The organism is Hymenobacter miniatus (genome assembly GCF_016427455.1).
GTDB classification, from domain to species: Bacteria; Bacteroidota; Bacteroidia; order Cytophagales; family Hymenobacteraceae; genus Hymenobacter; species Hymenobacter armeniacus.
Window position 1 is genome coordinate 284,253 of record NZ_JAELXR010000003.1, and the last position, 25,852, is coordinate 310,104.

Below are 25,852 nucleotides of genomic sequence, written 5' to 3' on the forward strand. Positions count from 1 at the left end.
TCACGACGCGGGTGATTTTCCAGGTGCTGCCACACCATCACGAACTCTTGGAATTGCCGCAGTCGGGGCGGCCGTTTTCCTGGTGGCAGAAGCGTTGGGTGGCGATGTGCGTGGCCCCGTAGCCTTTGATGGCAGCCTTCGATTATGGCCCGCCCGCAAGGGCCGCCTTGCAGGTGCCTCAATGAAAAGAGGCTGCCTTCGCAAGGCAGCCTCTTCGCATAAAAGCCAGCAAGCGTCAGAACGCTGCGGCAAACTCTTTGGCAAAGTCTTCTAGTTTCACCTTGCCCAACGATTGGGGCGGGTTGCGGTCGTAGTCGCGCCGCATGGCGCCGCTGCGGCTGCTGATGCCCAGGTCGGTGAAATCGGAGGCCAGTTGGGCGGGCATGCCGCTCTGTTCCATGCCGCTGCGGTACTGCTCATCGGGCAGCACCACCCACTGCAAATCCGGCTTGCCGATGGCCGCGCCCAGGATGCGGGCGGTTTCGGTGGCGGTGCGCTCGTCGCTGGCGATGTAGCGCACGTCCTGGCCGGGCACGGCGGGTTTGGTCAGCTCTTCGGCGGCGGCCGCGGCAATGTCGGCGGGGGCCACCAGCAGCAGCTTGTCTTCGCCGCCGTAGTTGGTTCCGATGAAGCCGGCCGTTTTTATCATTCCGATAAGATTGTAGAAGTTGTAGTAGAAATACACCGGGCGCAAGTGCGTGAGCGCCACGCCAGGCAGGGCATTGAGCAGCTGCTCCACGTCGTGCGCGCCCAGGATGATGCCCGTGCCGTGGTCCAAATCGGCGCCGTAGCTGCTCAGATGCACCACGCGCTTCACGCCGGCTTGGGCAATGGCTTGCGCGTAGTTGCGGCCCAGGCGGTTGTAGTACGGCCGAAAATCGGGGATGGCAAAATTGGGCGGCACCATGGCGTACACGGCGTCGGCGCCGGTGAAGGTGGCGGTCAGGAAGTCCACGTCTTCCAGCGAACCAATGGCGGCGGTGGCGCCGAGGGCTTCAATAGCCGCTTGCTTTTCGGCCTTGCTGCTGATGACCGTGACGGCGTGGCCTTGCTGCACCAGCGCCTGCGTGAGGGGCCGGCTGATGTGGCCGAGCGAACCCGTAATGATTATTCTCATGATGTATTGGGTTAGGTTTGTGCTGTAAGTATACTATACGGTATAGTATACTTGTATGTTTTCAGCCGATTTTTTTTTGCTGGTTTCAGAAAAGCCGTTCATTAGCGGGCTGGATAGCGCTTATACCGTTCGGAAGCCCGATTTTTGCAGGTAAGCAACCCGCCTTGGCGGGCACTGCGCTGCTGTTATTCAGGCGCGCTGGCTTCGGCCGCCATGCCGCTGGTTGCCGAAGCGTGTCGCCGCGGCAATGGAAACTTCCGCTATTTATTCACCAAACAGGATGGCCAAACGTGGGGCCGAGCTTCGGACCGAAATGCTATTTGCCGCCAAGGCCGTGTTCCTGGAAGTCGGGTTCGAGCGCGCGTCCATGGACCGCATTGCGGCGCAGGCCGGCACCACCAAGCGCACGCTCTACGCGCACTTTGCCAGCAAGGAAAACCTGTTCCTGGCCGTGTTCGACTTCGTGCTGGATTTGCAGCAGCACCGCCTGCAAGGGCCCGCCGACTACGCCCCCGGTACCGAACAGGCCCTCGTGCTGTTTTGCGCCCGGTTCCTCAACGCCATCTTGTCTGAAAAGCCCGTGCGCCTGTGCCGGCTGGCCATCACCGAGGCCGAGCGGTTTCCGCAGGGCACGGTGCGGCTGCACGAGGCCATGTTCGAAAGCGCCCAGGGCCGCGTGGCGCAGTTCCTGAGCGAGCGGATGAACGTGGACGCCGCGGCCAGCCAGCACCTGGCGCACACGCTGCTGGCGCCGCTGGTTTACCCGCGCTTCACCCGGGCGCTGTTTGGCTTTGCAGAGCCGGCGGCTACTTTTTCCGAGGAATTGGGCAATTGCCCGGCCATTGATGTAGCGGCCGTTCGCAACGTGGTGGCCGCCATTCTGCTCCCCCAATAACGCCGCTGCCCATGTCCCGCACCGACGCCTTCGCCCAAGCCCAGCCCGCCAGCCGCGCCGAGTGGCGGCAGTGGCTGGCCACGCACCACGCCAGCAGCCCCGGCGTGTGGCTGGTGTACTGCAAAAAGTCCAGCGGCCAGCCCAGCGTGACTTACCCCGAGGCGGTGGAAGAAGCCCTCTGCTTCGGCTGGATAGACTCGCACCCGCGCAAGCTCGACGCCGACCGCACTCAATTGCTTTTCACGCCGCGCAAGCCCCGCAGCGGCTGGAGCAAGGTGAACAAGGAGCGGCTGCTGCGCCTCGACGCCGCCGGCCAGCTCCAGCCCGCCGGGCTGGCCGCCATTGCCCGCGCCCAGCAAAACGGCGCCTGGGAAAGCCTCGACGCGGCCGAAGCCGGCGCCGTGCCCGCGGACCTGGCCGACGCTTTAGCTGCCAACGAAGCTGCCCAGGCCAACTTTGCGGCTTTCTCGCTCTCGGCGCGCAAGCAGATTCTCACTTGGGTGCTGAGCGCCAAGCAGCCCGAAACCCGCGCCCGCCGCGTGGCCGAAACCGTGCGCATGGCTGCCCTGGGCAAGCGGGCAAACTACGACCGGGAATAGGACGGCTTTACTTCTTAAACCAGGCCAGCAGCTCCGGCTTGTAGGAATTGCCGATGGGGAGGGCCGTGCCATCGGCCAGCAGCACCTGCTCGGGCAGCAGGCGCTGGATGTGCGCGGCGGCCACGATGAAGGAGCGGTGCGTGCGGCCGAACTCGGGGCCCAGCTGGTCGGCCATTTCCTTCATGGTGGCGTGGTGCAGGTAGGTTTTGGCGGTGGTCACCACCTTCACGTAGTCCTTGCAGCCCTCCACGTAGCGAATGCTGCCCAGCGGCACCCGCAGCAGGCCGCCCTGGTCCTTGAGCAGCAGGTGGCGCTCCTCGGCCGGGGCCGCGGCGGGCGCGGGCGGCTGGTAGCGGCCGGTGGCTTTCTGAAACCGCTCGTAGCTGAAGGGCTTGAGCAGGTAGTCGAGCACGTCGAGCTCGTAGCCCTCGTAGGCGTACTCGCGATAGGCGGTGGTGATGATGGTTTGGGGCGGGTGCTTGAGCGTGCGCAGGAAGGCCAGCCCGTTCATCAGCGGCATCTCGATGTCGAGAAACAGCAAATCGACGGGCTGGCTGGTGAGGTGCTCGTGGGCTTCCATGGCGTTACGGCAGGTGCCGGCCAGCACCAGGCCCGGCGTTTGGTTGATGAACTGGGTGAGCACCTGATGGGCCAGCGGCTCGTCGTCAACAATCAGGCAGCGGATGGGGGCGGAGGGCATGGGTTGTAGCGTATAGGCTTGGCAAAAGAACGTCATGCAGAGCGCAGCGAAGCATCTTGCCCGCCACAACTAAATCAATCGATTGGATTACTGCCTGCGGGCAAGATGCTTCGCTGCGCTCTGCATGACGGGCTACTTTAGTGCAGGCGTGCAGTTACACCCTCAACGTCAGCTCGGCCCGATACCGGCCGTCCTTTTCCGACAGCAGCAGCTCGTGGGCGTTGGGGTAATACAGCTGCAGCCGCTGGCGGATATTCACCAGGCCGATGCCGCCGCTGCGGGGCTTGCCGGCGGCCGTGGGCATGGCGGGCAACATGTCGTTTTCGATGACGAAGTGCAGGCGGCCGGGCGCGGTGGTGAGGATGGCATCCACGCTGGCATCATCGGCGTAGTGGTGCCGGCCGTGCTTGAAGCTGTTTTCGACCAGCGGCAGCAGCAGCAGGGGCGGCACCTGCAGGCCCGCCGCGCCCGGCCCGGCGGTGGTGAGCGTGATGCGCGCGCCGGCGTATTTGCGCTGCTCCATCTCGAAGTAGTTTTCCAGAAAGGCGATTTCCTCGGGCAGCGCGATGTACTCCTTGCCGCTGTCGTACAGCACGTAGCGCATTAGCTCCGAGAGCAGCAGGATGAAGCGCGGCGTTTCGGGCGAGCCGGCCAGGCTGAGACCGTAGATGCTGTTGAGCGTGTTGAACAGGAAGTGGGGCTGCAGCTGGCTCTTGAGCTGAGCCAGCTGCAGGGCCAGGTGGTCGCGCTCCACGTGCCGGCGTCGGTATTCCTGCTCGAACGCCACCCGCACGAAGGCCACGCAGCTAAAGGCCAGGAAATCGGTGAGCAGCAGCCCCAGGTAGGGGTTGGCGACGTGCAGCAGCTGCGCGCCTGACAGCGCGGCTAGCTGCTGGTAGAAGTCGGTAAGCAGGGGAGGCGCGGCCACGGGCACAAACAGCAGCGCCGCCAGCCAGGTGTTGAGCTTGGTGCCCCACCACAGGTAGAGCAGCGTGCCGATGCCCAGCAGGGCGTAGCGCCGCTGCCGCAGCAGCACGGGCACCAGCCAGCGGTAGTAGGGCACCACGTAGGCCGTGGCCAGCAGTGCAAACAGGATGAGCTGCGGGTAAGGGAAGTTGCTGCTGTGGCCGGGCCGGTGCACCGTGGCGGCATCTTCCATGAAGCGTGCATACTTGAACACGCCCACGTAGAGCGCCCAAATCAGGAGTTCAAACAATAGGGGGAACCGGCTGGGACGGTCGGCAGGAGGGGGGGCTTGCATGGGGCGAAGGTGGCAGTTTTTGGGCGGGCGTCGGCTGCGGGTCGGGCTGTTTTTCGACTAATGCGGGGATTTTTTCGACCAAAAAACCGGGCGCGGGCTTTGGTCGGAAAGTGGGCCGGAATGGTCGAAAAACGCGGGCAAAGGCCTTTTTGCCGCCGTTGCTTTGTCCCATTCCCAGCCGGTTAGCGGCTCGGGTCACCTCCCTTCACAACCTCTTCCGGTACGCCATGAAAAACGCTCCCGCCTCCGTTCTGCTCTTAAGTGCCCTCGCCGCCCTGCCCGCCGCCGCTCAGGCTCCCGCCGCTGCTCAAGCTGTCACCAAAGGCACTGCCGCTGCTAAAGTGGCTGCCCAGTCGCCCAGCCGCGCCACAGCGCAGCCCCTCACCGGCACCGTGGCCGACAGCCTCGGCCGCCAGGCGCTGCCCTTTGCCACCGTGGTGCTGCAAGCAACTGATGAAACTAAAACCCTGCTCAGCACCGTGAGCGACGCGCAGGGCGCCTTCCGCTTTGAGGCCGTGCCGGCCGGGCGCTACACGTTGCAGGTGCGCTACGTGGGCTACAAAACCGCCACGCCCGTGGCCCTCACCGTGGCTGCCGATAAGCCCGTTGCCCTGGCCCCCGTGCTGCTGGCCGCCGACCGCAAGCTGCTGGCTGGCGTGACCGTGACGGCCACCAAGCCCTTCATCGAGCAGCGGGCCGACAAGCTGGTGCTCAACGTGGCCGCCAGCCCCATCGCTGCCGGCGGCACCGCCTACGACGTGCTGGGCCGCGCCCCCGGCGTGCTCGAAAGCGGGGCAGGATTCCAGCTTCGCGGCAAGAATGTGACCGTGCTCCTCGACGGCAAGCCCACCAACCTCAGCGGCGACGAGCTGAAAACCCTGCTCAGCGCCATGCCCGGCAACACCCTGGATAAGGTCGAAGTCATTGCCAACCCCTCGGCCCGCTACGACGCCAACGGCGCCGCCCTCATCAACATCATCACCACGAAAAGCCTGAAATTCGGCACCAACGGCGTGGCCACGCTGGGCGTGGGCGCCGGCCAGTACGGCCGCTACAACGCCGGCCTCAGCCTCAACCACCGTACCGCCAAGCTGAACGTCTTCGGCAGCCTCGACCGCCAGGAAAACAAAACCTACAGCACCACCAGTGCCCTGCGCACGGCCGGCGGCGAGCTCGAAATCCGCGAAAGCGGCCGCGAGGTGCGCCTCAGCCAGAACAACTCGGCCAAGCTGGGCTTCGACTACACGCTGAGCAAAACCACGTCCTTCGGCATCACCGCGAAGGGCATGCTCAACACCCGCGACCGCGCCGCCGACAACCTGGCCAACCTCAGCACCAACGCGCCGCTCAGCTCCTCGCTCGTGGCCACCGACGGCACCGCCCGGTTCCTGAGCCCCTCGGTGAATGTGTACTATAAAACCACCCTCGACACCACCGGCCGCACTTTGAGCCTGAACGCCGACTACTTCGGCTACCAGAAGGCCTGGCAGAACGAGTATGACACGCGCAATTTCGACGGCGCGATGCAGGAAACCGGCCCCGCCAACCTGCTGCGCGACAATTCGCCGGCACGCAACTCGGTGCGTTCCGCTTCGGCTGACTACAGCCAGCCGCTCCACAAGGGCACACTGGAAGCCGGCCTGAAAACCACCTTCACCACCACCGACAACGACATCCGCTGGGAGCAGGCCACGGCCGGCCGGCCCTGGACCGTGGACCTCGGCAAAACCAACCACTTCATCTACCGCGAAAACATCAACGCCGCCTACGGCTCCTACGCCCGCACCGTGCAGAAAACGAACGTGCAAGTGGGCCTGCGCGCCGAGCAAACCAACACCGACGGCACCTCCCTCACCACCGGCCAAAGCACCCAGCGCCACTACCTGAGCTTGTTTCCCAGCGTGGCCGTGCAGTACAACCAGTCGGAGAAAGTGCAGCTCGGCTTCTCCTACAGCCGCAAGATTGACCGGTTCCGCTTCGGCATCGTCAACCCCTTCGTCACCTACATCAGCCAGTACCGCTACGCCCAGGGCAACCCCAACATCCGCCCCTCGTTCTCGCACAACTTCGAGTTCACGCACTCCTACAACAACCTGCTCACCACCTCCATCAGCTACGGCCACCACACCGACGTGCTGATGGAAACCTACCAGAAAAACGACGCCACCCAGGTCGTGGTCAATTCCTTCGACAACTTCCGCAGCGCCGAATCCCTCTCGGCCAGCACCACGCTCATGAAGCCCTTCCGCAACAACAAGTGGATGACCGTGACCACCCTCGGCCTCGAATACGCCCGCATCAACAACACCGCCACTGTGGGCCTGGGCGCTGCTCGCCCCTCGGCCTACCTCTCCACCAACCACACCATCACGTTGCCTCAGGGCTTCAAAGCCGAAGTTTCGGCCATGTACATGTCGCCGATGACCTTCGGCGGGCTGGCCTTCCAGTCGCGCTTCAGCAGCAGCTTCGGCGTCTCCAAGTCGCTGTTCAAGGACGCCGCCACGCTCACCCTCAACGTGAGTGACCTGTTCAACACCCAGCAGAACCGCTACTCGGTGCTCTCCAACGGCATAAACTCCGTGAATGCCGACAAAGTGGAAAGCCGCTTCGTGAAGCTCAACTTCAGCTACAAGTTCGGCAACAAAAACGTGAAAGCCAGCCAGCGCCGCAGCACCGGCATCGAGGCCGAAAAGTTGCGCATGGATAACTAAGCGGCCAGGAGGGTGTTGGGGGATAACCCAAGCAGCAAAAGAACGTCATGCAGCGCTGCATGACGTTCTTTTGCTGACCGTACTTTTCTGCTCCGCCCCTTTGCTGCACCCACCCCACATGCTTTCCGAACCCACCTACCTCACGGCGCGCATGGCCGCGCCCATGATTGAGGCCCACTTTGCCCGGCACCACGCCGCCAGCCTGGAAGAGGCCGACCGGCTGGCCGCGCCGCCCGAGGCGCTGTGGGTCGAAGCCGTGCTTGACGTGACCTTCTGGGCCAGCCTGCGCCGCGAGGAAGGCCACCCGCCGCGCATTTCGCTGGCCCTGCTGCCGCCCGAACAAATTCGGCGGCCGCTGCTCTTTGGCCACAAGCGCCGCCTCACGCCCTACAACCTGCTCAAGCTGGCGCCCGCCGTGGAGCAGCCCGGCATTCACCTCGGCGTGTGGCACGACGCCGACGGGCTCTATATATGGGGCACGGCCAACACCATTCCGTCGCTGTGTTTTGTGCTCGAAGTGGTGGAGCCGGGCCTGCTGGTGGTGAAGCACCGCCGCGTGGGCGGCTTCGGCAAGTACGTGAACGTGGCCGTGCTGCGCGGCGACCATCTGCAGCTGGTGGACGAGGAACACGGCGGCCTGGCCGACTGCCCGGCCCTGCGCGCCTTCCTGCCCGGCAGGAGCCTGCCCTCGGCCGGTTCCGGCGAGGTCGACAACGTGCTGCTGGAACTGGCCGCCACCATGCGCGCCCACGGCCGCGGCGGCCTGGTGCTGGTGGTGCCCCCCGGCTCCGACAAGTGGCAGGAATCGGTGGTGCACCCACTTTCGTACCCGGTGACACCGGCCTACAAGGGCATCACGCTGCGGCGCCGGCCGGGGCAGTCGCGCCGCCGCCGGCAAGACCAGCTGCACCGCAGCATCGGCGTGGTGGGCGGCTTCACGGCCGTGGATGGGGCCACCGTCATCACCCAGGACTACCACCTGCTGGCTTTCGGGGCCAAGGTGACGCGCGCCGCCACCAGCACGCCCGTCGAAACGATGACGCTCACCGAGCCCGTGGTGGGCAGCGAGCCCCGGCAGCTGCATCCGGCCCAGAATGGCGGCACCCGCCACCTGGCCGCCGCTCAATTCGTGCACGACCAGCGCGATGCCATTGCGCTGGTGGCTTCCATGGACGGCTTTTTTACGGTCTTCGCCTGGTCGGAAGATTTGCAGCAGGTGCACGCTCACCGCATCGATGTGCTGCTGCTCTGAAGCGAAATGAGCGGGCTGCATCCGTCGTTTTTATGGTTAGCTTCGCTGCCTGTTTTCACGCCCGAGCTCTACTGTCCGATGCCTTTTTATATACGCCGATACGCTCTCTTGGTATGCATGCTGCTGGCTGCGCGCCACGGGTGTAGCCAGGCCACCGCCCCAGCCGCACTGGCGCAGGCGGCCAAGCTGGAAAGTGAGAAAAAATACGAATCGGCCTACCAGGTCCTCGACAAAGCGGACCCCAAAAACCAGCAGCCCGCCGTGGTGCTGCAAAAGGAAAAGCTCCTGCTTAACTACTACCTCATTGCGCTCAACTTTCAGGGTTTCGGGCTGAAGGACTTGGCCGCGGGCGAAACGGTGGAGCGCCTGCGCGGCAAGGAAGGCAACTACAGCATGCACCTGCTCGACATGCCGCAAACGCTGGCGCGGCTGCAGAAACAGTTTCCGCAGGATTACCGCCTCAGCCAGGGCCTCGGCGACTATTACTACCGCGCCATGCTCTGCCACTGCGGCGAGCAGGACAAGACCGAAGCGCAACTGCTGGATTTGGTGATTGAGCACTACGGCCGGGCCCATGCGCACCAGCTGGGCGATTTTATGACGTATTACGCCGTGGGCTACAGCCACCTCGCGCAGGGTCGGGCCCAGCCCAGCGTGGCCCCGTTTGAGAAGTCCATCGCCCTCAATCCGCAATACCCCGACGCTCCCTACAACTTGGCGTATGCCCTGCTGCAGCTAAAAAAGCCGGCCGAAGCCATTCCCTACGCTCAAACCTCGCTCCGGCTCTACACCGACCCCGCCCTGAAAGCCGACGCCGCCCGCATGCTCGGGGAGCTCTACCAGCAGCAACAGCAGCCCGCCGAGGCCAAAAAGGCGCTGCTGCAAAGCCTGGACCTGCAGCCCCAGCACTACGCCACGGTGCGCAGCCTGCTGGAGCTCGCCGTGAACACGCACGCGGCCGACGCCCCCGCCTGGGCCACCCGCCTCTACCGCCTCAATCCGGCCGACGACCAGATGTTTTCCGACATCATGGACATCTACCAGGCCCAAAGCCAGTGGGCCGAGGCCGAAGCGTTTTTCAGCAGCCAACTGCCCACCGCCCCCAACACGCCCGCCGCGCAGGGCCTGCTGCACCTGTACCTGGCCATTCTCAACATGCAGCTCAAGCGTCCGCAGGTGGCCCGCCCGCATTTCCTGACCGCCCAAACGCAGCTGAAAAAAGTAGCCAAGCCCGACAACCCGTTGTTTCAGATGATTGAAAAAGGACTGGCCGAGAGCAAGCCCTAGCCGCGTGCCCGCACCAAGGCTCAGGCCAGCAGCCAAAAGCGCCAGCCTCCCCAGTACTGCGCGTAGTGCGCAGCAAACGGCTGTAGCTGGCGGCTGAGCGGCAAGTGATGCCCCGTGGCGTAGGCATTGTAAGCCATGCTATCGGGAAAGGTTTGGCGAAGGTTCGAGCCGAGGTCGTAGGTGTAGAACAGGTTGTCGTCGGCTTGGGCGCAGAGCACGTCGTCGGCTAGTTGGTAGGCCACCACTTCGGATTGGTCGATGGCGCGGACGGGTTCGAAGTAGGCCATGGTGCCGTTGCTTTCTTCCATGGCCTCGCCGTGGCCCAGCGGGATGCGGGCGTAGTCGCCCAGGCCGTGGTTGCCCCAATACGTGAGCGAATACAGGAACAAGCCCACCGAAATCAGGAACCCGTAGCGCCACCAAAACCGCTTGGGCCGGGTGCTGGCCTGGGCAAACGGGCTGGTGGGGGCTAGCGGGCGAACAAACTTGGCCACTTGCAGCAGCAGGGCGGCGTAGACCGATGCCAATACCGCAGTTTTAAAGACCGTAAAAACGAGGTGAACAAGAACTTCCACGCGAAAGCAATGAATTATGGAGCAGCAACGGCACTCGCCAGACCGGGTGAGCCAACCGCCGATGGCCGGCGGTGCAAATAAATCGGAAACATTACGGGCCCTGCTTCCGAATACCCTAACTCGCCGGTCGCGCCCCTGCTTCGGTGTTGCGTTTGCTTACGCTATGGCTTTCCCGCTGCAGTTTTTCCTGGAAACCGTTGTTTTACCGAACCTTCTCATGGCCAAGAACAAAAAAAAGCACTCAAAAAAGGAAGACGTTTCGGAAGACATCCTCGACGTAGCTGCCCTGTCCATCAAGAAATTCCGGAAGGTGACCAAGGAAATCAATAAGCTCAGCACCGGCCAGAAGCTGGTGGGGGGCATTGCGCTGGTGGCCGCCGGGCTGGCCTACCTGGCCTCGCAGGAGGAAGAGGGCGCCGTCCCCGAGCGGGACGAGGAAGCAACGCCGCTGAAGCTGCACGCCCACCGGCCCGAAGCCGACGATGATGGCGACTCAGACGCCGAAGACTACGAAACCGAAGCGCCCACGAAGCCGCCGAAACCCCGAAAAATCACCAAAGCTCGCCCCAAGCCCGGCCCTGAGGTCTAGCGTCGGCGGGCCACCCACGCAAGTCATCCGTTCTAACCCAACCACCGTCATGAAGAAGAACAAGAAAAACAAAGCCGCCAAAAAAGCCACCCTGTTGGGCGGCGCCGGCAAGTCGCTCAAAAAGCTGGGCAAAGGCAAGGGCCTCGGCAAGCTCACCACCACCCAAAAGGTGGTGGGCGGCGCGGCGCTCGTGGCCCTGGGCCTGAGCTACCTCTCGAAGCGCCGCGCCGGCAAAGCCGCCGAAGCCACCGCGCCTACCAGCAGCACCAGCGCCACTTCCGACGCCCTGGCCGCCGAAGAAAGCCTGGCCGCCATGGACGGCAACGCCTAGAGCGGTGTAAAGACGCACTATTTTGCGTCTTACCAGCCCAAACGCAAAAAGGCTGACGCTCCGCGAGCGTCAGCCTTTTTCTATTTATCGAAGTACGGCGCTATTCCGCGGCCGGTGCGGCCGGAGGCGGCGTGGCGCCGCCGAGGCGCACGCGCACGGCGTTGGGGCCTTTGGGGCCCATTTCCACCTCAAACGTCACTTTGTCGTTTTCGCCGATGGTGATGCCGCCCAAGCCGTTGGCGTGTACGAAAATGCTTTCCTGCGTTTGCGAGTCGCGGATGAAGCCGTAGCCTTTCGAAGTGTTGAAAAACGTCACCGTGCCGGTGCGCAGGGTATCCTCGGGCTCGCGGTCTTCCTGCTTGCGCACGCTGATTTGAATTTCCTCGTCCTTGATGACGCGCTTCTTGGTGGGGTCGGGCGGGGTGGAGGTGATGTTGCCGTTTTCGTCAACGTACGCAAACATCTCTTCCAGGGCCGCGCCGGATTTGGCGTTGGCCTGGCGCTCGGCTTTGCGCTCCTCCTTCTCGGTTTTCTTCTTGGCGCGCTTTTTCTCGTTGTCTTTCTTACCAAATGTCTCTTGAGACCTACCCATAGTTTTTTGCTGCTAAATCATTGTGTCTGAGTTTCGCATCGTCACGAAGCGAAAAACAGAGGAGTGGATTGCGACGAAGATACGCAATAATTGAGGCGCATCGGCGGCCCTGCTTACCGGGGCGAATGCCACCGCGTCTTCCGCCAGGCTTCCTGCTGCGGGGGCTTGAGGAACGTCCAGGCCACGAGGCGGCTTTTTTTCTGGCCCTGGGCCATGCCGATGGTGCGCACGTCGGTGGCGCCGGCCGTTTTGAGGGCGCGGTACACGCCGGGCAGGGTTTCTTTTTTCGACACCAGCGTGGTGTACCAGAAAGCAGAAGTGGGCCGCCGGGCGCTTTCCTGCACCATGCGGCGGATGAAGCCCGCTTCGCCGCCCTCGCACCACAGCTCGTTGTTTTGGCCGCCAAAGTTGAGGGCCGGGCGGGGGGCGCGGCCGGTGCCCAGGCCCGTGGCTTTGCGCTGGCTGCCGGCCGCGGCCTCGGCCGCCGAGGCGTGAAATGGCGGGTTGCACATCGTGAGGTCGAACACCTCGCCGGCCTGGATGAGGCCGTCGAAAATGCGGGTGCGGGCGGGCTGCAGGCGGGCCTCGATGGCGCCGGCCAGGCTGGGGTTGGCGGCCTCAATCTGCTGGGCGGCCCGCACGGCCACGCCGTCCACGTCGGAGCCCACGAAGTGCCAGTCGTATGCGCGCCGGCCAATGATGGGGTAAATGCAATTGGCGCCCACGCCCACGTCGAGCACCGTGATGTCTTGGCCGGGCGGCAGGGTGCCGCCGTTGCTATCGGCCAGCAAATCGGCCAGGTAATGCACGTAATCGGCCCGGCCGGGGATGGGCGGGCACAGGTAGCCTTTGGGAATGTCCCAGTACTCAATGCCGTAGAACTCGCGCAGCAGGGCCTTGTTCAGGGCCTTCACGGCGGCGGGGTTGGCAAAGTCAATGGAGAGGTTGCCGAATTTGTTGGGCTGCACGAAAGCGGCCAGCTCGGGCGAGGCCTTGCTCAGCGCCGGGAAGTCGTAGGGCGCGCGGTGGGGGTTGCGCGGGTGCAGCTGGTCTTTTTCGGTGGGCGCCGCGGGAGCGGCAGGGGCGGGTTTTTTCATCGGGCCGGTCAGGTGGTTTTGTAAAGGTACCAGCCCTCGCCCAGGGGGCGCAGCATGATGAGGCGCGCGGGCGTCATGGCCGGCAACTGGGCCGGCTGGGGCTGGTAGAGCAGGCCAACCGTGCTGTTCACCTTGCCCCCGATGACGAATTCCAGGCAGCTGACGCAGCCGGTTTCGCGGCGCGTCACGCGGCTTAGGTACAGCTTGCGCAGCAAGGCGTGCACGGCGGGGGCGGCGTTGGCGGCTTTCTCGCCGGCGGCAATGCTGTCAGCGACAAAATAGTTGCCGGCCTGCACCAGGCGCAGCAGCTTGCGAAAATCGGCCTTGTTTTTCCGGAAGTGGGCGGCAATGTCGGCATCGGCGGCGGTCCACAGGCGCAGGTTGCCCACCGTGAAGGCGTGGCTGGCGTCGGGGTGCTTGCGGTCGTACTCGGCCACTTCGGCCGGCGGCAGCGCCGACAGCAGCTCCACCATGGGCGGGCCCAGGTGCGTCATGGCCAGGTTGCGAATGGCTTGCAGCTTCCAGGCAGTGCCCTCTTTGGCAAAATGCAGATAGAAGTCGCGGCGCTCGGCGGGGTCGCGCAGCTCCACGGCCACCACGGCGGTGCTGTCGCCCTGGCTCAGCAGCTCGCAGCTGCGCTGCAGCCGGGCCGGAATTTGCTGGCCCAGGGTTTCCTGGCGGGCCTGGCCGGCGGCCTCGCAGCAGAGGTAGTCTTTCATGTCGGCCCAGCCGGTGGGCGCCACAAACTGTTCGGCAATTTGCAGCGGCTGGAGGGGCGCCGGCGGGGCCGCGAAGCCGGGAAACCACAGCCACAGCAGCAGGAATACGTGTTTCATTCGAAAGCCTAACCCCAAAGTAGAACGGGATAATTCCGCCGGGCCCGGCGGGCACCACACTAGCGCCGGCCGGCCGGGCCCGCGCCGCGCCCACCGGTCTTGCCCGGCCGGGGTGGCCGGCTGCCCCCCGCCGACGGCCCCGGGCGGCCGCTCGCGGGCCGTGCCGGGCCGGCTTTGGCCGGGCGCTTGCCGGCTGCCCCGGGCCGGGCGCCCGCGGCGGCGGGCTTGTCGGGGCGGGGGCCCCACCAGCCGGTGCCGGAGGGGTTTTGGGGCGAGGGCGGCGGTTTTTTGTAGGGGCGCCGGGGCGCGGCTTCGCCGGTGGGGGAGGGCGCGGCGGCGTTGGCGTTGGCGCCCGGACGGGGGGCGGCCGGGCGCGGCGCCGTGGGCCGGCTGCGGCGGCCGCCGGAGGCTTCTTCGGTGCCGCTCGATTTCTCCACCATTTTCATGATGCCGGCCAGCTCCTGCGGCGTTAGCTCGCGCCAGTCGCCCACGGGCAGGCCCTTCACGGTCACGTTCATGATGCGCACGCGCTCGAGCTTGGTCACTTCGTAGCCGAAATGCTCCACCATGCGGCGGATTTGGCGGTTCAGCCCTTGCACCAGCGTGATGCGGAAAATGTAGGGCGTTTCCTTCTGAATGACGCAGGGCTTGGTGACGGTGCCCAGCATGGGAATGCCGCGGCTCATTTCGTCCAGCATCTGGTCGGTGAGAATGCGGTTCACCGTCACCACGTATTCCTTTTCGTGCTGGTTGCCGGCCCGCAGAATCTTGTTCACGATGTCGCCGTCGCTGGTCAGAAAAATCAGGCCCGACGAGTCCTTGTCGAGCCGGCCGATGGGGAAAATGCGCGCCGCGTGGTTCACGTAGTCCACGATGTTGCCGCGCACGCCCGGTTCGGTGGTGCTCGTGATGCCCACCGGCTTGTTGAAGGCCAGGTACACGGCGTCTTCGGCCTGCCGGGGCTCCAGCTTGTGGCCGTTCACGGTCACGCGGTCGCGCGGGGCCACCTGGTCGCCCACTTTGGCGGTCTTGCCATTCAGCAGCACCAAGCCCTGCTCGATGTAGCGGTCGGCCTCGCGGCGCGAGCACAGGCCGCTTTCGCTGATGAACTTGTTGAGGCGAATGGCGGAGGCGGCGGGCATCGGAAAAAGCTGAAATGAAGCACGGAACGGGCCGGCGTGGCCCGGCCGAAGCTGAAGCGGCAAAGGTACGGCCTGGGCTCCGGCGTGGGGGGCGGAAGCGGGCGGCCCCAGCAGCAGGCCTCATAACTTCCCGCCAAGCGCGTCCGTATCAGCTCCCAAGAATAGCTGCATGGCTGTTTTGATTTTCTTAACCCCCGCATACATGAACACCAAACTATTGGGCCTGCTGGCCGTTGCTGCACTAGCCACCGCCGCCTGCACGCAAGAAAAGAAAGAGGAAACCACCGTGGCCACCACCGACGGCAACACCGCTGTAGTAGTGCCCGACACCATGGCCGCCCACGACGACGCCCGCCGCCTGGCCGCCCGGGTGGCCGAAGACCTCAAGCTGACCGACACCGTGCTGGTGACCCGCATTGAGCGCACCTATTACACCCGCGGCCGCCGCTTGGGCGAGCTCGACACGCGCTACACCACCGACACCACGGGCCGCTACGCCGCCGCCCGCCAAATCAACGACGAGGCCGACGAGCAGGTGCGCACCACCCTCAACAACCCCGAGTACTACAACACCTATTCTTCGAACCGCGCCAACTATGGCGAGGGGCCGTATTCCATCGCGCCGGTGGTGGTGACGGAGCGCCGCACCACGAGCAGCGTGGGCCAGGGCTCGGGCGTGAAAAAAGTAGAAAACGAGCGCGACGGCGACCACAAAGCCAAGTACCTGAACGGCGCCAAAGTGAAACGTGACGACGACGGCTCGGTGAAAATCAAGCGCGCCGACGGCACCAAGATTAAAATCGACGAAAACGGCAACCGCACCGTGAAAAAGGGCCTGTTCAAGTAAGCCCTCCGCGAAAACAAAAAAGCCCGTCCCATACAGGGACGGGCTTTTTTGTTGGCAAAAGGACAACTTCTATTCGTGAATAATCTGCCGGACGTGGTGCTCCAGGTGCAGCACGTAGTCCGTCACCACCCAGCCGAGGGTGACGGGGTTGTTGTGGAGCGAGAAACACTCGGTGGCCAGCGTTGCGGCCGGAATGTGGGCCAGCAAGTGCCGAATGAGGCGGTTGTAGCTCGTCCAGAGGGCCAGCAGGTCGGGGGCGGGCAGGTGGCGGTAGTGGGCGGCGCGCACCCAGCCGTCTTGGTCGTAGGGCAGCAGCTTGAGGGGCGCGGGCGCCACCTGGGCCAGCACGAAACGCCGATGGTTGTTGGCGGCCGAGTCGATGAGGTGGCCCAAAACTTCCTTTTTGCACCAGCGGCCCGGCCCCGGCAGGGCCAGCAGCTCGGCTTCGGAAAACTGGCCCCAATGCTCGGCCAGCAATTGCAGCTGGGTATCGAGTGCGGCCAGGGTCTGGGCTAGTTCCATGCCAGCAATATAGTAGCGCCTAGATAAGTCCGGGCGAGGCCTACCACTTCAACGACCACGACGCGCCCGTGAACGGGCCGTAGGTGTAGGGCGCCACGTGGCCCTGGCGGTACCAGGGGCGGCGCTTGGGCGGCCGCACCCAGCCGGTGCCGGGGGCGGCCGGGTCGGCGGAGGTTTCCTCCACGCGGGTGCGGCCGTTGCGCACGGCAATCTTGGCAAAGCCGTAGCCCAGCGCAATGCCAATGGGGTAGTCGGAAGCCCAGTGCACGCCGTTGTTGAGCATGGCGTAGCCCAGCAGGCCCATCAGGCCATAGCCCACGGGGCGGATGAAATGGTATTCGGGGTAGTTTTCGGCGATGACCGTGACCGTGGCCATGGCCGTGGCCAGGTGGCCGGTGGGGAAGGCGTCGTAGTTGGGCACGAAGCTTTGGTAGCGGTTGTACGACGGAAACAGGTGCCATTCGCCGCGGTCCTTGGTGGCCACGTAGGGGCTCTGGCGGCCGGTGAGGCGCTTGAGCGTTTGGACCACCAGGCCGGTGCTGAAAATGGCCTCGCCCAACTCGCTGGAGGTGCGCAGGGCGCGGTTGTCCTTCTTAATGCCGCCGTAAATCCAGAAGCTGCTGGCCACGGCCAGGTGCGTCCAGCCGTCGCCGAGGTAGTAGAAGGTGCTGTTGAGGTTGTCGGGCACGTTGAACTCGAACGGCAGGTTGGCCGAGCCGATGCGAAAGGGCACGTAGAACAGCGTGCGCTGCGTGCTTTTGGGCGTGAGGCCCAGCTGCCGGCCCACGTCCTGGCTCCAGTCGACGATGGCTTGGTCGGCCACCCACAGGCCCACGGAGCTCACCACCAGGCCCATGAGGGTGCCCTTGTTTTCCTTGCGGAAGGCGTAGCCGGGAAACTGGCCCAGGTCGCGCGGGATGTTGAGGGCCCAGCGGAAGGGCTTGGGCTTGTCGTAGTGCCAGGTCACGCCGGGCGCCACGGTGTAGTCGGTGATGCGGCCGTTGGCGTCGCGCGGGTGAATGTGCGGCAGCGTGTCGTTGAGGTTGGCGTGGGCCGCGGGCGCGGGCAGCGCAAGGGGCGGCTGCGTCCGGCTGGTATCGGCCGGGAGGCCGGCGGAGTCGCCAAGTGCTCCAATCGGGCGGGCCAGACCAGCGGTGGTAGATAACAGGCTGAAGAGCAGGATGGCAAGCAGCCGCAAGCGGCCAGGGTAATAAGACTTCACGTAACGAATACTTTGTAACGACAACGGCACTTGCCTCCATCCGCAAGTGGGCAGCGGGAGGCAACAAACGGAAACCGACGCAGGCCGGTTTGGCTAACGGGCCGCAAAGGTAACACCTACGTCACGAAGGGGGTACCGGCCGGCCGGGGCCACCCGCGCTGACGGATGAGCACCCGAAATGTTGCGCAAGCCGCGTATCTTTCTGCAAAGCCGCACCGCAGAGGGCGGCCTTGTCCTTTCCCAAGCCCATGCAACCTGCTGCTCCTGAGCTCACCGCGCGCGCCACCGCGCTGGCCGCCACTCCCTACCAAACGCAGTTCGACGCACTGCGCCGGCGGGCCCCCGCGTTGCGCCAGGAAGGCGTGGCGGTCCGCCGCGCCCGCTTGCACAAGCTGCAGGACTGGCTGCACGCGCACCGCACCGAGATTCAGCAGGCCTTATACGCCGACTTTCGCAAGCCCTCGGCCGAAACCGACCTCACCGAAATCTGGACTTCGCTGGTGGAGCTCAAGCACACCCGCAAGCACCTGAAAAAGTGGATGGCGCCGCGCTCCGTGGGCACCAGTATGGCGTTGCTGGGCACCCGCTCCTGGGTGCAGGTAGAGCCCAAAGGCGTGGTGCTGATTATTTCGCCTTGGAACTACCCCTTTTACCTGGCGGTGGGGCCGCTGATTTCGGCCATTGCCGCCGGCAACGCCGTGGTGATAAAGCCAGCCGAGCAAACGCCCGCCACCTCGGCGCTGCTGCAGCGGCTGGTAGAAGAGCTGTTTCGGCCCGATGAGGTGCTGCTGGTGCAGGGCGACAAAGAGGTGGCCACCGACCTGCTGAAGCTGCCCTGGGACCACATTTTCTTCACCGGCAGCCCCGAAGTAGGCAAGGTTGTGATGCGTGCCGCGGCCCAGCACCTGAGCGGCCTCACGCTGGAACTGGGCGGCAAAAACCCCGCCGTGGTGGACGAAACCGCCAACCTGCGCGACGCCGCCGAAAAAATTGTGTGGGGCAAATTCCTGAACAACGGCCAGACCTGCGTGGCGCCCGACTACCTGCTGGTGCAGGAAAGCGTGCAGCCCGCCCTGCTGCAGGAGCTCACGGCTGCCATTCAGCGGGCCTACAACCCCACCGGGGCCGGCATTGAGCGCTCCGAGTCGCTGGCCCGCATTGTCAATCAGCACCATTTTGCTCGCCTGGCGGGGCTGCTCGAAGACGCCCAGGGCCGCGGCGCCACCGTGGCTGCCGGCGGCCGTGTCGACGCGACGCAGAACTACATCGAGCCCACTCTGCTAACCGACGTGCCGGCCGGCGCCCGCGTGCTCGAAGAGGAAATTTTCGGCCCGCTGCTGCCCGTGCTCACCTTTAAAAGCCTGCCCGAAACCGCCGAGTACATCAACGCCCGCCTCAAGCCGCTGGCCCAATACATCTTCACCACCAACCAGGCCAACCGCCGCTACCTGCTCTCAACCACTTCGGCCGGCGGCGCGGGCATCAACGAAACGGTGCTGCATTTTGCCCACCCCGAGCTGCCCACCGGCGGCGTGGGCAACAGCGGCCTGGGCAAGGCGCACGGCCATTCCGGCTTTCTGGCTTTCAGCAACGAGAAGGGCGTGATGCGGCAGCGCGTGGGCTTCACGGGCATCAAGGCCATGTACCCGCCCTACACGGGCAAGGTGCAGCAGCTAATTGGCTGGCTGGTGAAATATCTGTAAGCATGAACTTTCAAGGCCAGGTGGTGTGGATAACCGGCGCGTCGGCCGGAATGGGTGAAGCGCTGGCGCAGGCCTTTGCCCAGCAGGGCGCCCGTTTGGTGCTTTCGGCCCGCAACGAAGCCGCGCTCCGGCGCGTGCAAGCGGCCTGCGCGCCCGCCGAGGCCCTGGTGCTGCCGCTGGACCTGGCCGCCCCCGAGACGTTTGCCGCGGCCGTGGCCGAGGTACAGGCGCGGTTTGGTCACGTCGATATCCTCGTCAACAACGGCGGCATTAGCCAGCGTAGCTTGGCCCTGGAAACAAGGTTAGAAGTCGACCGTCGGTTGATGGAGGTCGATTATTTCGGCCCCGTGGCGCTTAGCAAAGCCGTGTTGCCGGGCATGCTGGCCCGCCGGGCCGGCCGTATTGTGGTGGTCAGCAGTTTGGTGGGGAAGTTCGGGACGCCGTACCGCAGCGCCTACGCTGCGGCCAAGCACGCGCTGCACGGCTTTTTTGATTCCTTGCGGGCCGAGCTGTATGCCAGTGGCGTGGGCGTCACCATTCTTTGCCCCGGCTTCATCCGCACCGGCGTGTCGGTGAATGCGCTGACCGGCGACGGGCAAGCGCTGGGGGAGATGGACGAGGCCACCGCCAACGGCATGGCTCCCGCCGAATTTGCTCGACAGGCGCTGCGGGCCATCGCCCAGGGCCGCGACGAAGCCACCATCGGCGGCCGCGAAACCTGGGGCGTGCTGCTGAAGCGCCTGACGCCGGGGCTGTTTGCGCGGGTGCTGCGGCGGGCCCGGGTGCGGTAAGCCGGCGCTGCGCGCAGAGCGCACCCGAACGGTTTATCTTTGACCACATTCTTGCCCGATAACCCATGGGACGGCCCGAAACCCAACACCATTATACACCGGAAGAATATTTTGCTTTGGAACGGCAAAGTGAAGTGCGCCACGAATATTTTGATGGGGAGGTATTTGCAATGGCGGGCGGCACCAAAGCCCACAACCTCATCACGCAAAACATTACCCTGGCGCTGCGGGCCGGGGTGCGCGGCCGAGGCTGTCAGGTGTTTATGGAAGACGTGCGGCTGGCGGTGCAGGAGTCGTTTCACTACACCTACCCCGACGTGGTGGTGAGCTGCGACCCCGACGACCGCTGCGACCCGTATCTGGTGCGCCAGCCGGTGCTCATCGTGGAAGTGCTTTCTCCATCCACGGCTGAGTACGACCGCAGTCGCAAGTTCAATCAGTACAAGAAGATACCATCGCTGCGGCACTACATCCTGGTTTCGCAGTCGGCTTGGGTGCTGGAATGGTTTCGGCGCGACGACCTGGGGCAATGGGTACACACCGTGCTCAGCGACCCAGCCGACGTGCTGGAAATTTTAGACCTACACCTGCACCTACCGCTGGCCCAAGTGTACGACGATACCGATGTGGCCCCGCTACAGCTCACGCCCGAGCCGGAGCCACCACGCTAACCGATGCGCGCGGCAAGGGCTACTTCTGCCGCTGCTGCATCTCGGCGGCTATTTTCTGCTGGGTGGCTTTGGTTTGCAACAGCTTGAACTTGGCCGGGCCCACCACCGTGCGCAATTGCTGTTGCGAGCTGATGTTGATGCGCTTGAGCTCGGCCAGGAGCTGCGGCGATTTGGGCGCGTACTTTTCCTTGGCAGCGTTCGACTCGGTGAGGGTGCCATTGAGAATGGTGCGGACCCGCACGGTCTGGTCGGGGGTGAGCTGGAGTTCGGTACCCATGACGTCGGCCAGGTCGCGGGCGGCGGTGGGCGGCGCTGGCGAGTCAGCAGTACGCACGGTTTCCACCACCGGCGCGGGCTTGTCGCGGCGAAAAATGGAGCAGCTGCCCAGCACGAGGCTTAACGACAGCAGGGGCAGCACAAAGGAATAGCGAATGAGCATAAGGCAGCACCGGATTCGGCCGGCAAGAGCTGTATACGTGGTTGGGCCTGCAAATAGCTAGTTCGGTCCAAGCACCGGGCGTTTGGGCACCGGGTTTTTTCGCAACTGGCGCTCAATCTTGTTGCGGCGGTTTTCAAATTTCCGACGCTCCCAGTTATTGCGCAGCAAGGCTTGCGCCTGTTCGTTGGCGTGCTGCTCAATGAGCAACAGCTGCTCCCTGCGCGCGGCCCCACGCAGCTGTTGCTGGGCCTGGGCTCGCAGCCGTTGGCGCTCGCGCGTCAGGCTGTCAAGCTTTGCCAAGCGGCCGTTGCTGTTCATGTTAAACAGAAATGTATTGACACCGCCGTTGCAGTTGCCGAACAGCAGTACCGCCAGCAGCGGCAGCAACAACAGGTAGGGCAGCGGCGGGCGTTTCATGCCACTAAAGTTATGCCGTGGCCGCCAGCCGCGGCGCCTCTACCGCGCGGCTAGCCTTGAGGCCCTGCGCCGTGAAGTGCGCCAGCGCCATGATGGTGAGCATGGGATTGACGCCGCTGCAGGCCGGAAAGGCCGAGCCGTCGGCCACGAAGAGGTTTTCGACCTCCACGGTTTCGCCGTTGAGCTTGAGCGGGTGCGTGGCCGCGTCGCCGCCCATGCGGCATGTGCTCATCTGGTGGGCGCTGTAGAGGCCAAACTGGTTGGGCTTCCAGCTCAGGTGGGGCAGCTTGTCGAGCACTTCGGGGTTGAGTAATGTGCCGTCTTTGGCGTGCAGCGTGGGCAAGGTGCCGTGGGGCAAATACACCGTTTCGGCCCCCGCCGCCACGTGGATTTGCGCGGCGGCGCGCACGCCCTCCAGCATGTTGGCCCGGTCGAACTCCGACAGCGTGTAGTCAATCAGCGGGGCGCCGTTTTTGTCGATGGTCACGCGGCCGCCGTCGCGGTCTCGCGTCAGCACGATGAAGGAGCCCAGGTGGCTGGCGTCGCGCAGCAGCTCGTGGTGCTGCTGGCCCGAAAGCCAGGGCAGCACCATGCTCAACAGGCCGGGGTGGGTGGGGGGCGTTTCGAGCTTGGCGCCGAAGTTGGTGCCGTGCAGTTGGGTGTAGGTATCGTTCACCACGCTCATGCTGGGGCCGTGCCAGGAGTTCATGGGGTGGGGGTAGCGGGCGCCCACCACCACGGTGGGGTGCAGGTGCAGGTGGCGGCCCAGGTGCGGGTGTTTCAGGCCCGAGCGCAGCAGCAGGGCCGGCGTCTGGATGGCCCCGCCGGCCACCACCACGCGCCGCGCCCGCACGCTGATGCGCACCTTGTGGCCGTCGTCGGTGGTGTGCACGGCCTCGGCGCCGGTGGCGCGGCCGTTGGCTATGGTCACGCGCTCCACTTTGGTGTCGGTCAGAATGCGGGCGCCATGCTCGAAAGCCGTGAGCAAATACGTATTCAGCGTGCCCTGCTTGATGCCGTGGGCATCGCCCAGGGTGGTGTAGCCGAGGCTGCGAAAGTGCGTGTCGGATTCGGTGAGGCCTTTTTCGTTGCGCGGAATCAGCTTCACTTCCTGCCCCAGCTTGGTCGAGCCGTCCCATAGGGCTTGGTTCTGGCCGTTGTGCCGGGTGTAGTTGGTGTTCACGCCAATGGTGCGGGCCACGGCGTTGAGGCTCTCCTTGAATTCGAGGGTGGTGAAATGGGGCGCGTCGTGCTCGCGGGCCCATTCCTGCAGCACGTAGTCGGGCGTGCGGAAGGAGCCGGCCCAGTTCACGGTGGTGCCGCCGCCCAGGCAGGCGCCGGCCAGGATGCCGATGCTGCCGTCCTGGGTGCAGAGCGTGCCCTTGGCGTCGTAGAGCTTGCCCAGCATGTCCACTTCGCGCTGCGTGAAGTCGCAGCCGTGGCAGTAGGGGCCTTTTTCCATCACCAACACGTCGTGGCCGGCCGCGGCCAGCTCGCCGGCCACCACGCCGCCGCCCGCGCCGCTGCCAATCACCAGCACGTCGCAGTCGTACACGGTGTCCTGGGTGGGGCGCAACGTGCGGATGGGCTTGGGCGTGTCCACGGGCTTCTCGTCGGGCCCGGGGTAGCCCAGGCGGCCCCACGCCGCGGGCAAGTCGGCCATGCTGCCGCCGTAGTAGAGCAGCGTGCACAGCTTGCGCACGGCCTGAAAGCCTTTGCGCAGCTGCGGCACATTGGAGGTGGCCCAGCTTTGCAGCAGCTGCTCCCGCTGCGCCGGCTCCAGCTTGCGAAACGGCTTCAGCGGCCCAAACCACGTCAGGCCCAGCAGCGGCTTTTCCAGCAGGTCGAGCAGCTGGCCGAACTCGGCCTGCGCGCCTTCCGGCTGCTCCCGGATGGCGTCCTGCAGCTTGTCCAGGTTCAGGCCGGCCGAACCGGGAGGGCTGCCGTCGGCCAGGGGCGGGACAAAAGTGTCGGCAAGGGCTTGCAGAACGGCGGAGCGGGCGGGCGTGAGCGAGAACATGAGGCGGGAATTTTGGAGGCTAAAAGGTAGCAAATTTTCTCCAAAGTGTTAGGCGTGCCGAGTAGTTTTGGACGAGTGGGCATGACCGGAAGCCAAAACAAAATTGCCATGTATACCAACGTCAACCCCATTCCCGACCTTTGCCCCAGCATCCTCCCGCTGCCATGCCCCGCCTCATCCAAACCCCCGAAACCACGTACCGCGTCCATTTCCAGGACTGCGACATGCTGGGCCACCTCAACAACGCCCGCTACCTCGACTACTTCCTCAACGCCCGCGAAGACCACACCTCCGAGCACTACGCCCTGAACATGGGCCACTTGGCCCAGGAGCAGAAAGCCGCCTGGGTCATCACCAAGCACCACATTAGCTACCTTAAGCCGGCGCGGCAGGGCGCCAAAGTCCGCATCCTGAGCCAGCTCATTCACTTCGACAACTCCAACCTGGTGCTCGAAATGCAGATGCGCAGCGAGGACGGCCTGCGCCTGCTGGCCCTGCTGTGGTCGGAAATGGCCTACGTGACCATGCCCGCCGGCACCCGCACCGACCACGCCAACGCCATGATGAACCTGCTCGAAGACCTCGACGTGGAGGACGTGAGCTACGACCCCGACGGCTTCGATGAGCGCGTGAAAGAGGTGCGCCAGCAGCTCAAGAAGCAGCGCAAAGGCGCGGGCAGCGAGGAGTAACGAGTCAATCTGAAACAAGCAGAACGGTGCTGCTGAGCGCAGCCGAAGCAGGACCGTTCTGCTTTATCCTTGTCCTTCGTCGCGTTCTAAAACGCCACTTGGTACTGCAGCACGTACTCGCCGCGCCGGGCGGTGGCCGTCACGTCGCCATTGGCCTGCGTGGTGAAAACCGGGCGGTTTTGGTAGTTGAAGGAAAGCTTGCTGAGGTTGCCCAGAATGAGCCAGTTCACGCCCACGTCGAACACCATCATGGGGTCGGCCAGGCGGTCGTAGTTTGACCACTGGCCCTGGGCGTAAGGCTGCAGGGTGCCCAGGCTGCCGAGCAGGTTTTGCCGGAGCAGGTAGGCGGCCTGCCCGTAGAGGGTGTGGCCGGTGCCCAGCAGGGGCACGTTGTTGCCGGGCCCGTTGAAGGAGCCCTGGCCGGCGCGCACGCCGTTGGCGGGGTTCATGGCGCCCACGTTGCGGATGTAGCCGGGGCCGAAATCGTAGCGGTAGTAGCCGCCGTAGGCCGTGATGGCCGTGCCTTTGGCGGCGTTCACGGGCGCATCGTAAAACGCATCGATGGCCCAGAGCGTCATGGCCTGGGTGATGGTGTCGCCGGCCGGGCCGCGGCGCCACATGGCTTCGCCTTGGCGCACCAGGCCCGCCCCGAGGTTGAACAGGCGCTTTTTGCCCAGGTAGGTGCCCGCGTTGCCGGCGCCGGCGTTGCTCTCCTGGTCCAGAAACTGGTACATGAAGTAGCTGTGCGCCACGGCGTGCGGGTTGCGCGTCGAGTAGGTCGAGTTCTGCGAAATCGGGTCGGGCACGGCCGTGGCCGTTTGCGTCACAAACGGCTGGCCCACCGACACGCGGTAGTCGAGCTTGCCCAGCTTGCCCTTGGCGTACACGCCCAGGCGCCGCAGAAACTGGTCGTTCACGTCGTTGGTGGCCTCCTGAAAAATGGGCAGGTCGAGGCCCAGAATCGAGGCCGTGGAGGAGTTGGCGTAGCGCGAAGGCCCGTTCCAGCCGTTGAGGCCGATGCCCAGGCTCAGGTGCTTTTTCACGATGGCGTAGTCGGCCGTAGCATCGTGAAAAAACGCGCCCGTCTTGCGGGGCGACAGGTACGAAAAGTTGTTCTGGCCGAACTGCAGAAACAGAAACAGGCGCGGCGTGAGCTGCCCGCTCAGCACCAGCCGCAGGCGGCGAATGCCCACGTCGGTGGTGTGGCGCTCCAACTGCCCGTTCACGGTGGTGCCGGGGTTGCTTTCGTTGAAGCGCGCCCAGGTTTGGGCCAGGAAGTTGAGTTTGAGAAAGGTGGTGCTGTCGGGCGAGAGGTAGGTTTTCAGGCCTTCTTTGAGACCGGGCGGGGCCGAGGGCGGCGGCAGCGTGGGGGCCACCTGAGCCAGGGCCGCGCCGGGGCCGCAAAGCAGCGCCGCCGGGAGAAGGATTTTCTTGAGAGCAGCCGCCTGGCTTCGCGGTAAGAATGACAACATTAAGGTAATGGGAAAGGCAGCGAAAGCACGGACCGGCCGCGCTAGTTTTGCAATGAGAAGAAGTCTGTTTCGACG

General features: G+C 64.7%; 26 protein-coding genes. 12 read left to right on the top strand and 14 right to left on the bottom strand.

The features are described from left to right. Positions 1 to 235: 235 nt before the first annotated feature. Positions 236 to 1,117 (bottom strand): NmrA family NAD(P)-binding protein, encoded by an 882-nt coding sequence (locus tag JAO73_RS06570; RefSeq protein WP_198976297.1) that lies wholly within the window; start codon positions 1,115 to 1,117, stop codon positions 236 to 238. Positions 1,118 to 1,397: 280 nt separating this feature from the next. Here JAO73_RS06570 and JAO73_RS06575 point away from each other — a divergent pair, with 280 nt between their 5' ends. Together JAO73_RS06575 and JAO73_RS06580 are read left to right on the top strand one after the other, a co-directional pair. Beyond that, on the top strand, positions 1,398 to 2,012 hold the full coding sequence (locus JAO73_RS06575) for a TetR/AcrR family transcriptional regulator (RefSeq protein WP_198976298.1): 615 nt from the start codon (positions 1,398 to 1,400) through the stop codon (positions 2,010 to 2,012). Positions 2,013 to 2,023: 11 nt separating this feature from the next. Then, a complete protein-coding gene (locus JAO73_RS06580) occupies positions 2,024 to 2,611 on the top strand; it encodes a YdeI/OmpD-associated family protein (protein ID WP_198976299.1) in 588 nt (195 codons plus the stop codon). A gap of 7 nt (positions 2,612 to 2,618) precedes the next feature. Here JAO73_RS06580 and JAO73_RS06585 read toward each other — a convergent pair whose 3' ends face one another. Next, positions 2,619 to 3,311, bottom strand: a complete 693-nt coding sequence (locus JAO73_RS06585) for a LytR/AlgR family response regulator transcription factor (protein WP_198976300.1) — start codon at positions 3,309 to 3,311, stop codon at positions 2,619 to 2,621. Positions 3,312 to 3,465: 154 nt separating this feature from the next. Beyond that, entirely contained in the window at positions 3,466 to 4,572 is a 1,107-nt protein-coding gene (locus JAO73_RS06590) for a sensor histidine kinase (RefSeq protein WP_198976301.1), read from the bottom strand. A gap of 227 nt (positions 4,573 to 4,799) precedes the next feature. On the opposite strand from JAO73_RS06590, the gene JAO73_RS06595 reads away from it, so the two are divergent. The 3 genes from JAO73_RS06595 to JAO73_RS06605 all read left to right on the top strand — a co-directional run bounded on the left by JAO73_RS06595 (position 4,800) and on the right by JAO73_RS06605 (position 9,822). Beyond that, complete coding sequence (locus JAO73_RS06595) at positions 4,800 to 7,283, top strand: TonB-dependent receptor (protein WP_198976302.1); 2,484 nt, start codon at positions 4,800 to 4,802, stop codon at positions 7,281 to 7,283. Between the two features lie 118 nt (positions 7,284 to 7,401). Then, positions 7,402 to 8,535 (top strand): putative sensor domain DACNV-containing protein, encoded by a 1,134-nt coding sequence (locus JAO73_RS06600; protein WP_198976303.1) that lies wholly within the window; start codon positions 7,402 to 7,404, stop codon positions 8,533 to 8,535. 117 nt (positions 8,536 to 8,652) lie between these two features. Then, positions 8,653 to 9,822, top strand: coding sequence for a tetratricopeptide repeat protein (locus JAO73_RS06605; protein WP_198976304.1), 1,170 nt, complete (start codon positions 8,653 to 8,655; stop codon positions 9,820 to 9,822). 20 nt (positions 9,823 to 9,842) lie between these two features. Here JAO73_RS06605 and JAO73_RS06610 read toward each other — a convergent pair whose 3' ends face one another. Then, positions 9,843 to 10,397: a hypothetical protein gene (locus tag JAO73_RS06610; protein WP_198976305.1), complete on the bottom strand. Its 555-nt coding sequence runs from the start codon at positions 10,395 to 10,397 to the stop codon at positions 9,843 to 9,845. 217 nt (positions 10,398 to 10,614) lie between these two features. Between JAO73_RS06610 and JAO73_RS06615 the strand changes: the two genes are divergently transcribed. Both JAO73_RS06615 and JAO73_RS06620 read left to right on the top strand, forming a co-directional pair. Further along, a complete protein-coding gene (locus tag JAO73_RS06615) occupies positions 10,615 to 10,986 on the top strand; it encodes a hypothetical protein (RefSeq protein ID WP_198976306.1) in 372 nt (123 codons plus the stop codon). Between the two features lie 49 nt (positions 10,987 to 11,035). Beyond that, a complete protein-coding gene (locus JAO73_RS06620; protein WP_198976307.1) occupies positions 11,036 to 11,317 on the top strand; it encodes a hypothetical protein in 282 nt (93 codons plus the stop codon). Between the two features lie 100 nt (positions 11,318 to 11,417). On the opposite strand, the gene JAO73_RS06625 is transcribed toward JAO73_RS06620, so the two are convergent. From JAO73_RS06625 to rluF, 4 genes are all read right to left on the bottom strand, one after another. Continuing rightward, complete coding sequence (locus JAO73_RS06625; RefSeq protein WP_198976308.1) at positions 11,418 to 11,909, bottom strand: cold-shock protein; 492 nt, start codon at positions 11,907 to 11,909, stop codon at positions 11,418 to 11,420. A 113-nt stretch (positions 11,910 to 12,022) separates the two neighbouring features. After that, complete coding sequence (rlmF, locus tag JAO73_RS06630; RefSeq protein WP_198976309.1) at positions 12,023 to 13,006, bottom strand: 23S rRNA (adenine(1618)-N(6))-methyltransferase RlmF; 984 nt, start codon at positions 13,004 to 13,006, stop codon at positions 12,023 to 12,025. Between the two features lie 8 nt (positions 13,007 to 13,014). After that, positions 13,015 to 13,842: a hypothetical protein gene (locus JAO73_RS06635; RefSeq protein ID WP_198976310.1), complete on the bottom strand. Its 828-nt coding sequence runs from the start codon at positions 13,840 to 13,842 to the stop codon at positions 13,015 to 13,017. A 59-nt stretch (positions 13,843 to 13,901) separates the two neighbouring features. Further along, a complete protein-coding gene (rluF, locus tag JAO73_RS06640; protein ID WP_198976311.1) occupies positions 13,902 to 14,984 on the bottom strand; it encodes a 23S rRNA pseudouridine(2604) synthase RluF in 1,083 nt (360 codons plus the stop codon). Positions 14,985 to 15,186: 202 nt separating this feature from the next. On the opposite strand from rluF, the gene JAO73_RS06645 reads away from it, so the two are divergent. After that, positions 15,187 to 15,831 carry a hypothetical protein gene (locus JAO73_RS06645; protein ID WP_198976312.1) on the top strand — a complete coding sequence of 215 codons (645 nt, stop codon included), beginning with the start codon at positions 15,187 to 15,189 and terminating at the stop codon, positions 15,829 to 15,831. A 69-nt stretch (positions 15,832 to 15,900) separates the two neighbouring features. Here the strand turns inward: JAO73_RS06645 and JAO73_RS06650 are convergent, their stop codons facing one another. Both JAO73_RS06650 and JAO73_RS06655 read right to left on the bottom strand, forming a co-directional pair. Beyond that, positions 15,901 to 16,353, bottom strand: a complete 453-nt coding sequence (locus JAO73_RS06650; protein WP_198976313.1) for a DinB family protein — start codon at positions 16,351 to 16,353, stop codon at positions 15,901 to 15,903. A gap of 40 nt (positions 16,354 to 16,393) precedes the next feature. Beyond that, positions 16,394 to 17,551, bottom strand: coding sequence for a phosphatase PAP2 family protein (locus JAO73_RS06655; RefSeq protein WP_198976314.1), 1,158 nt, complete (start codon positions 17,549 to 17,551; stop codon positions 16,394 to 16,396). A 272-nt stretch (positions 17,552 to 17,823) separates the two neighbouring features. On the opposite strand from JAO73_RS06655, the gene JAO73_RS06660 reads away from it, so the two are divergent. From JAO73_RS06660 to JAO73_RS06670, 3 genes are all read left to right on the top strand, one after another. Continuing rightward, entirely contained in the window at positions 17,824 to 19,278 is a 1,455-nt protein-coding gene (locus JAO73_RS06660) for an aldehyde dehydrogenase family protein (protein WP_198976315.1), read from the top strand. A 2-nt stretch (positions 19,279 to 19,280) separates the two neighbouring features. Beyond that, positions 19,281 to 20,069: an SDR family oxidoreductase gene (locus JAO73_RS06665; protein ID WP_198976316.1), complete on the top strand. Its 789-nt coding sequence runs from the start codon at positions 19,281 to 19,283 to the stop codon at positions 20,067 to 20,069. Between the two features lie 65 nt (positions 20,070 to 20,134). Next, positions 20,135 to 20,740, top strand: coding sequence for a Uma2 family endonuclease (locus JAO73_RS06670; protein WP_198976317.1), 606 nt, complete (start codon positions 20,135 to 20,137; stop codon positions 20,738 to 20,740). Between the two features lie 19 nt (positions 20,741 to 20,759). On the opposite strand, the gene JAO73_RS06675 is transcribed toward JAO73_RS06670, so the two are convergent. Genes JAO73_RS06675 through JAO73_RS06685 form a run of 3 tightly spaced genes read right to left on the bottom strand, consistent with a single transcriptional unit; the run spans position 20,760 to position 23,616 of the window. Next, positions 20,760 to 21,179 (bottom strand): hypothetical protein, encoded by a 420-nt coding sequence (locus JAO73_RS06675; RefSeq protein WP_198976318.1) that lies wholly within the window; start codon positions 21,177 to 21,179, stop codon positions 20,760 to 20,762. A gap of 57 nt (positions 21,180 to 21,236) precedes the next feature. Continuing rightward, on the bottom strand, positions 21,237 to 21,566 hold the full coding sequence (locus tag JAO73_RS06680; RefSeq protein WP_198976319.1) for a hypothetical protein: 330 nt from the start codon (positions 21,564 to 21,566) through the stop codon (positions 21,237 to 21,239). A gap of 40 nt (positions 21,567 to 21,606) precedes the next feature. Beyond that, the gene (locus JAO73_RS06685; protein ID WP_198976320.1) at positions 21,607 to 23,616 is read right to left on the bottom strand and encodes a GMC family oxidoreductase; all 2,010 of its coding nucleotides are present in this window, start codon (positions 23,614 to 23,616) and stop codon (positions 21,607 to 21,609) included. A 164-nt stretch (positions 23,617 to 23,780) separates the two neighbouring features. On the opposite strand from JAO73_RS06685, the gene JAO73_RS06690 reads away from it, so the two are divergent. Continuing rightward, positions 23,781 to 24,305: an acyl-CoA thioesterase gene (locus JAO73_RS06690; RefSeq protein WP_190928115.1), complete on the top strand. Its 525-nt coding sequence runs from the start codon at positions 23,781 to 23,783 to the stop codon at positions 24,303 to 24,305. 86 nt (positions 24,306 to 24,391) lie between these two features. On the opposite strand, the gene JAO73_RS06695 is transcribed toward JAO73_RS06690, so the two are convergent. Further along, positions 24,392 to 25,777 carry a hypothetical protein gene (locus JAO73_RS06695; protein ID WP_198976321.1) on the bottom strand — a complete coding sequence of 462 codons (1,386 nt, stop codon included), beginning with the start codon at positions 25,775 to 25,777 and terminating at the stop codon, positions 24,392 to 24,394. Between the last annotated feature and the right edge of the window lie 75 nt (positions 25,778 to 25,852).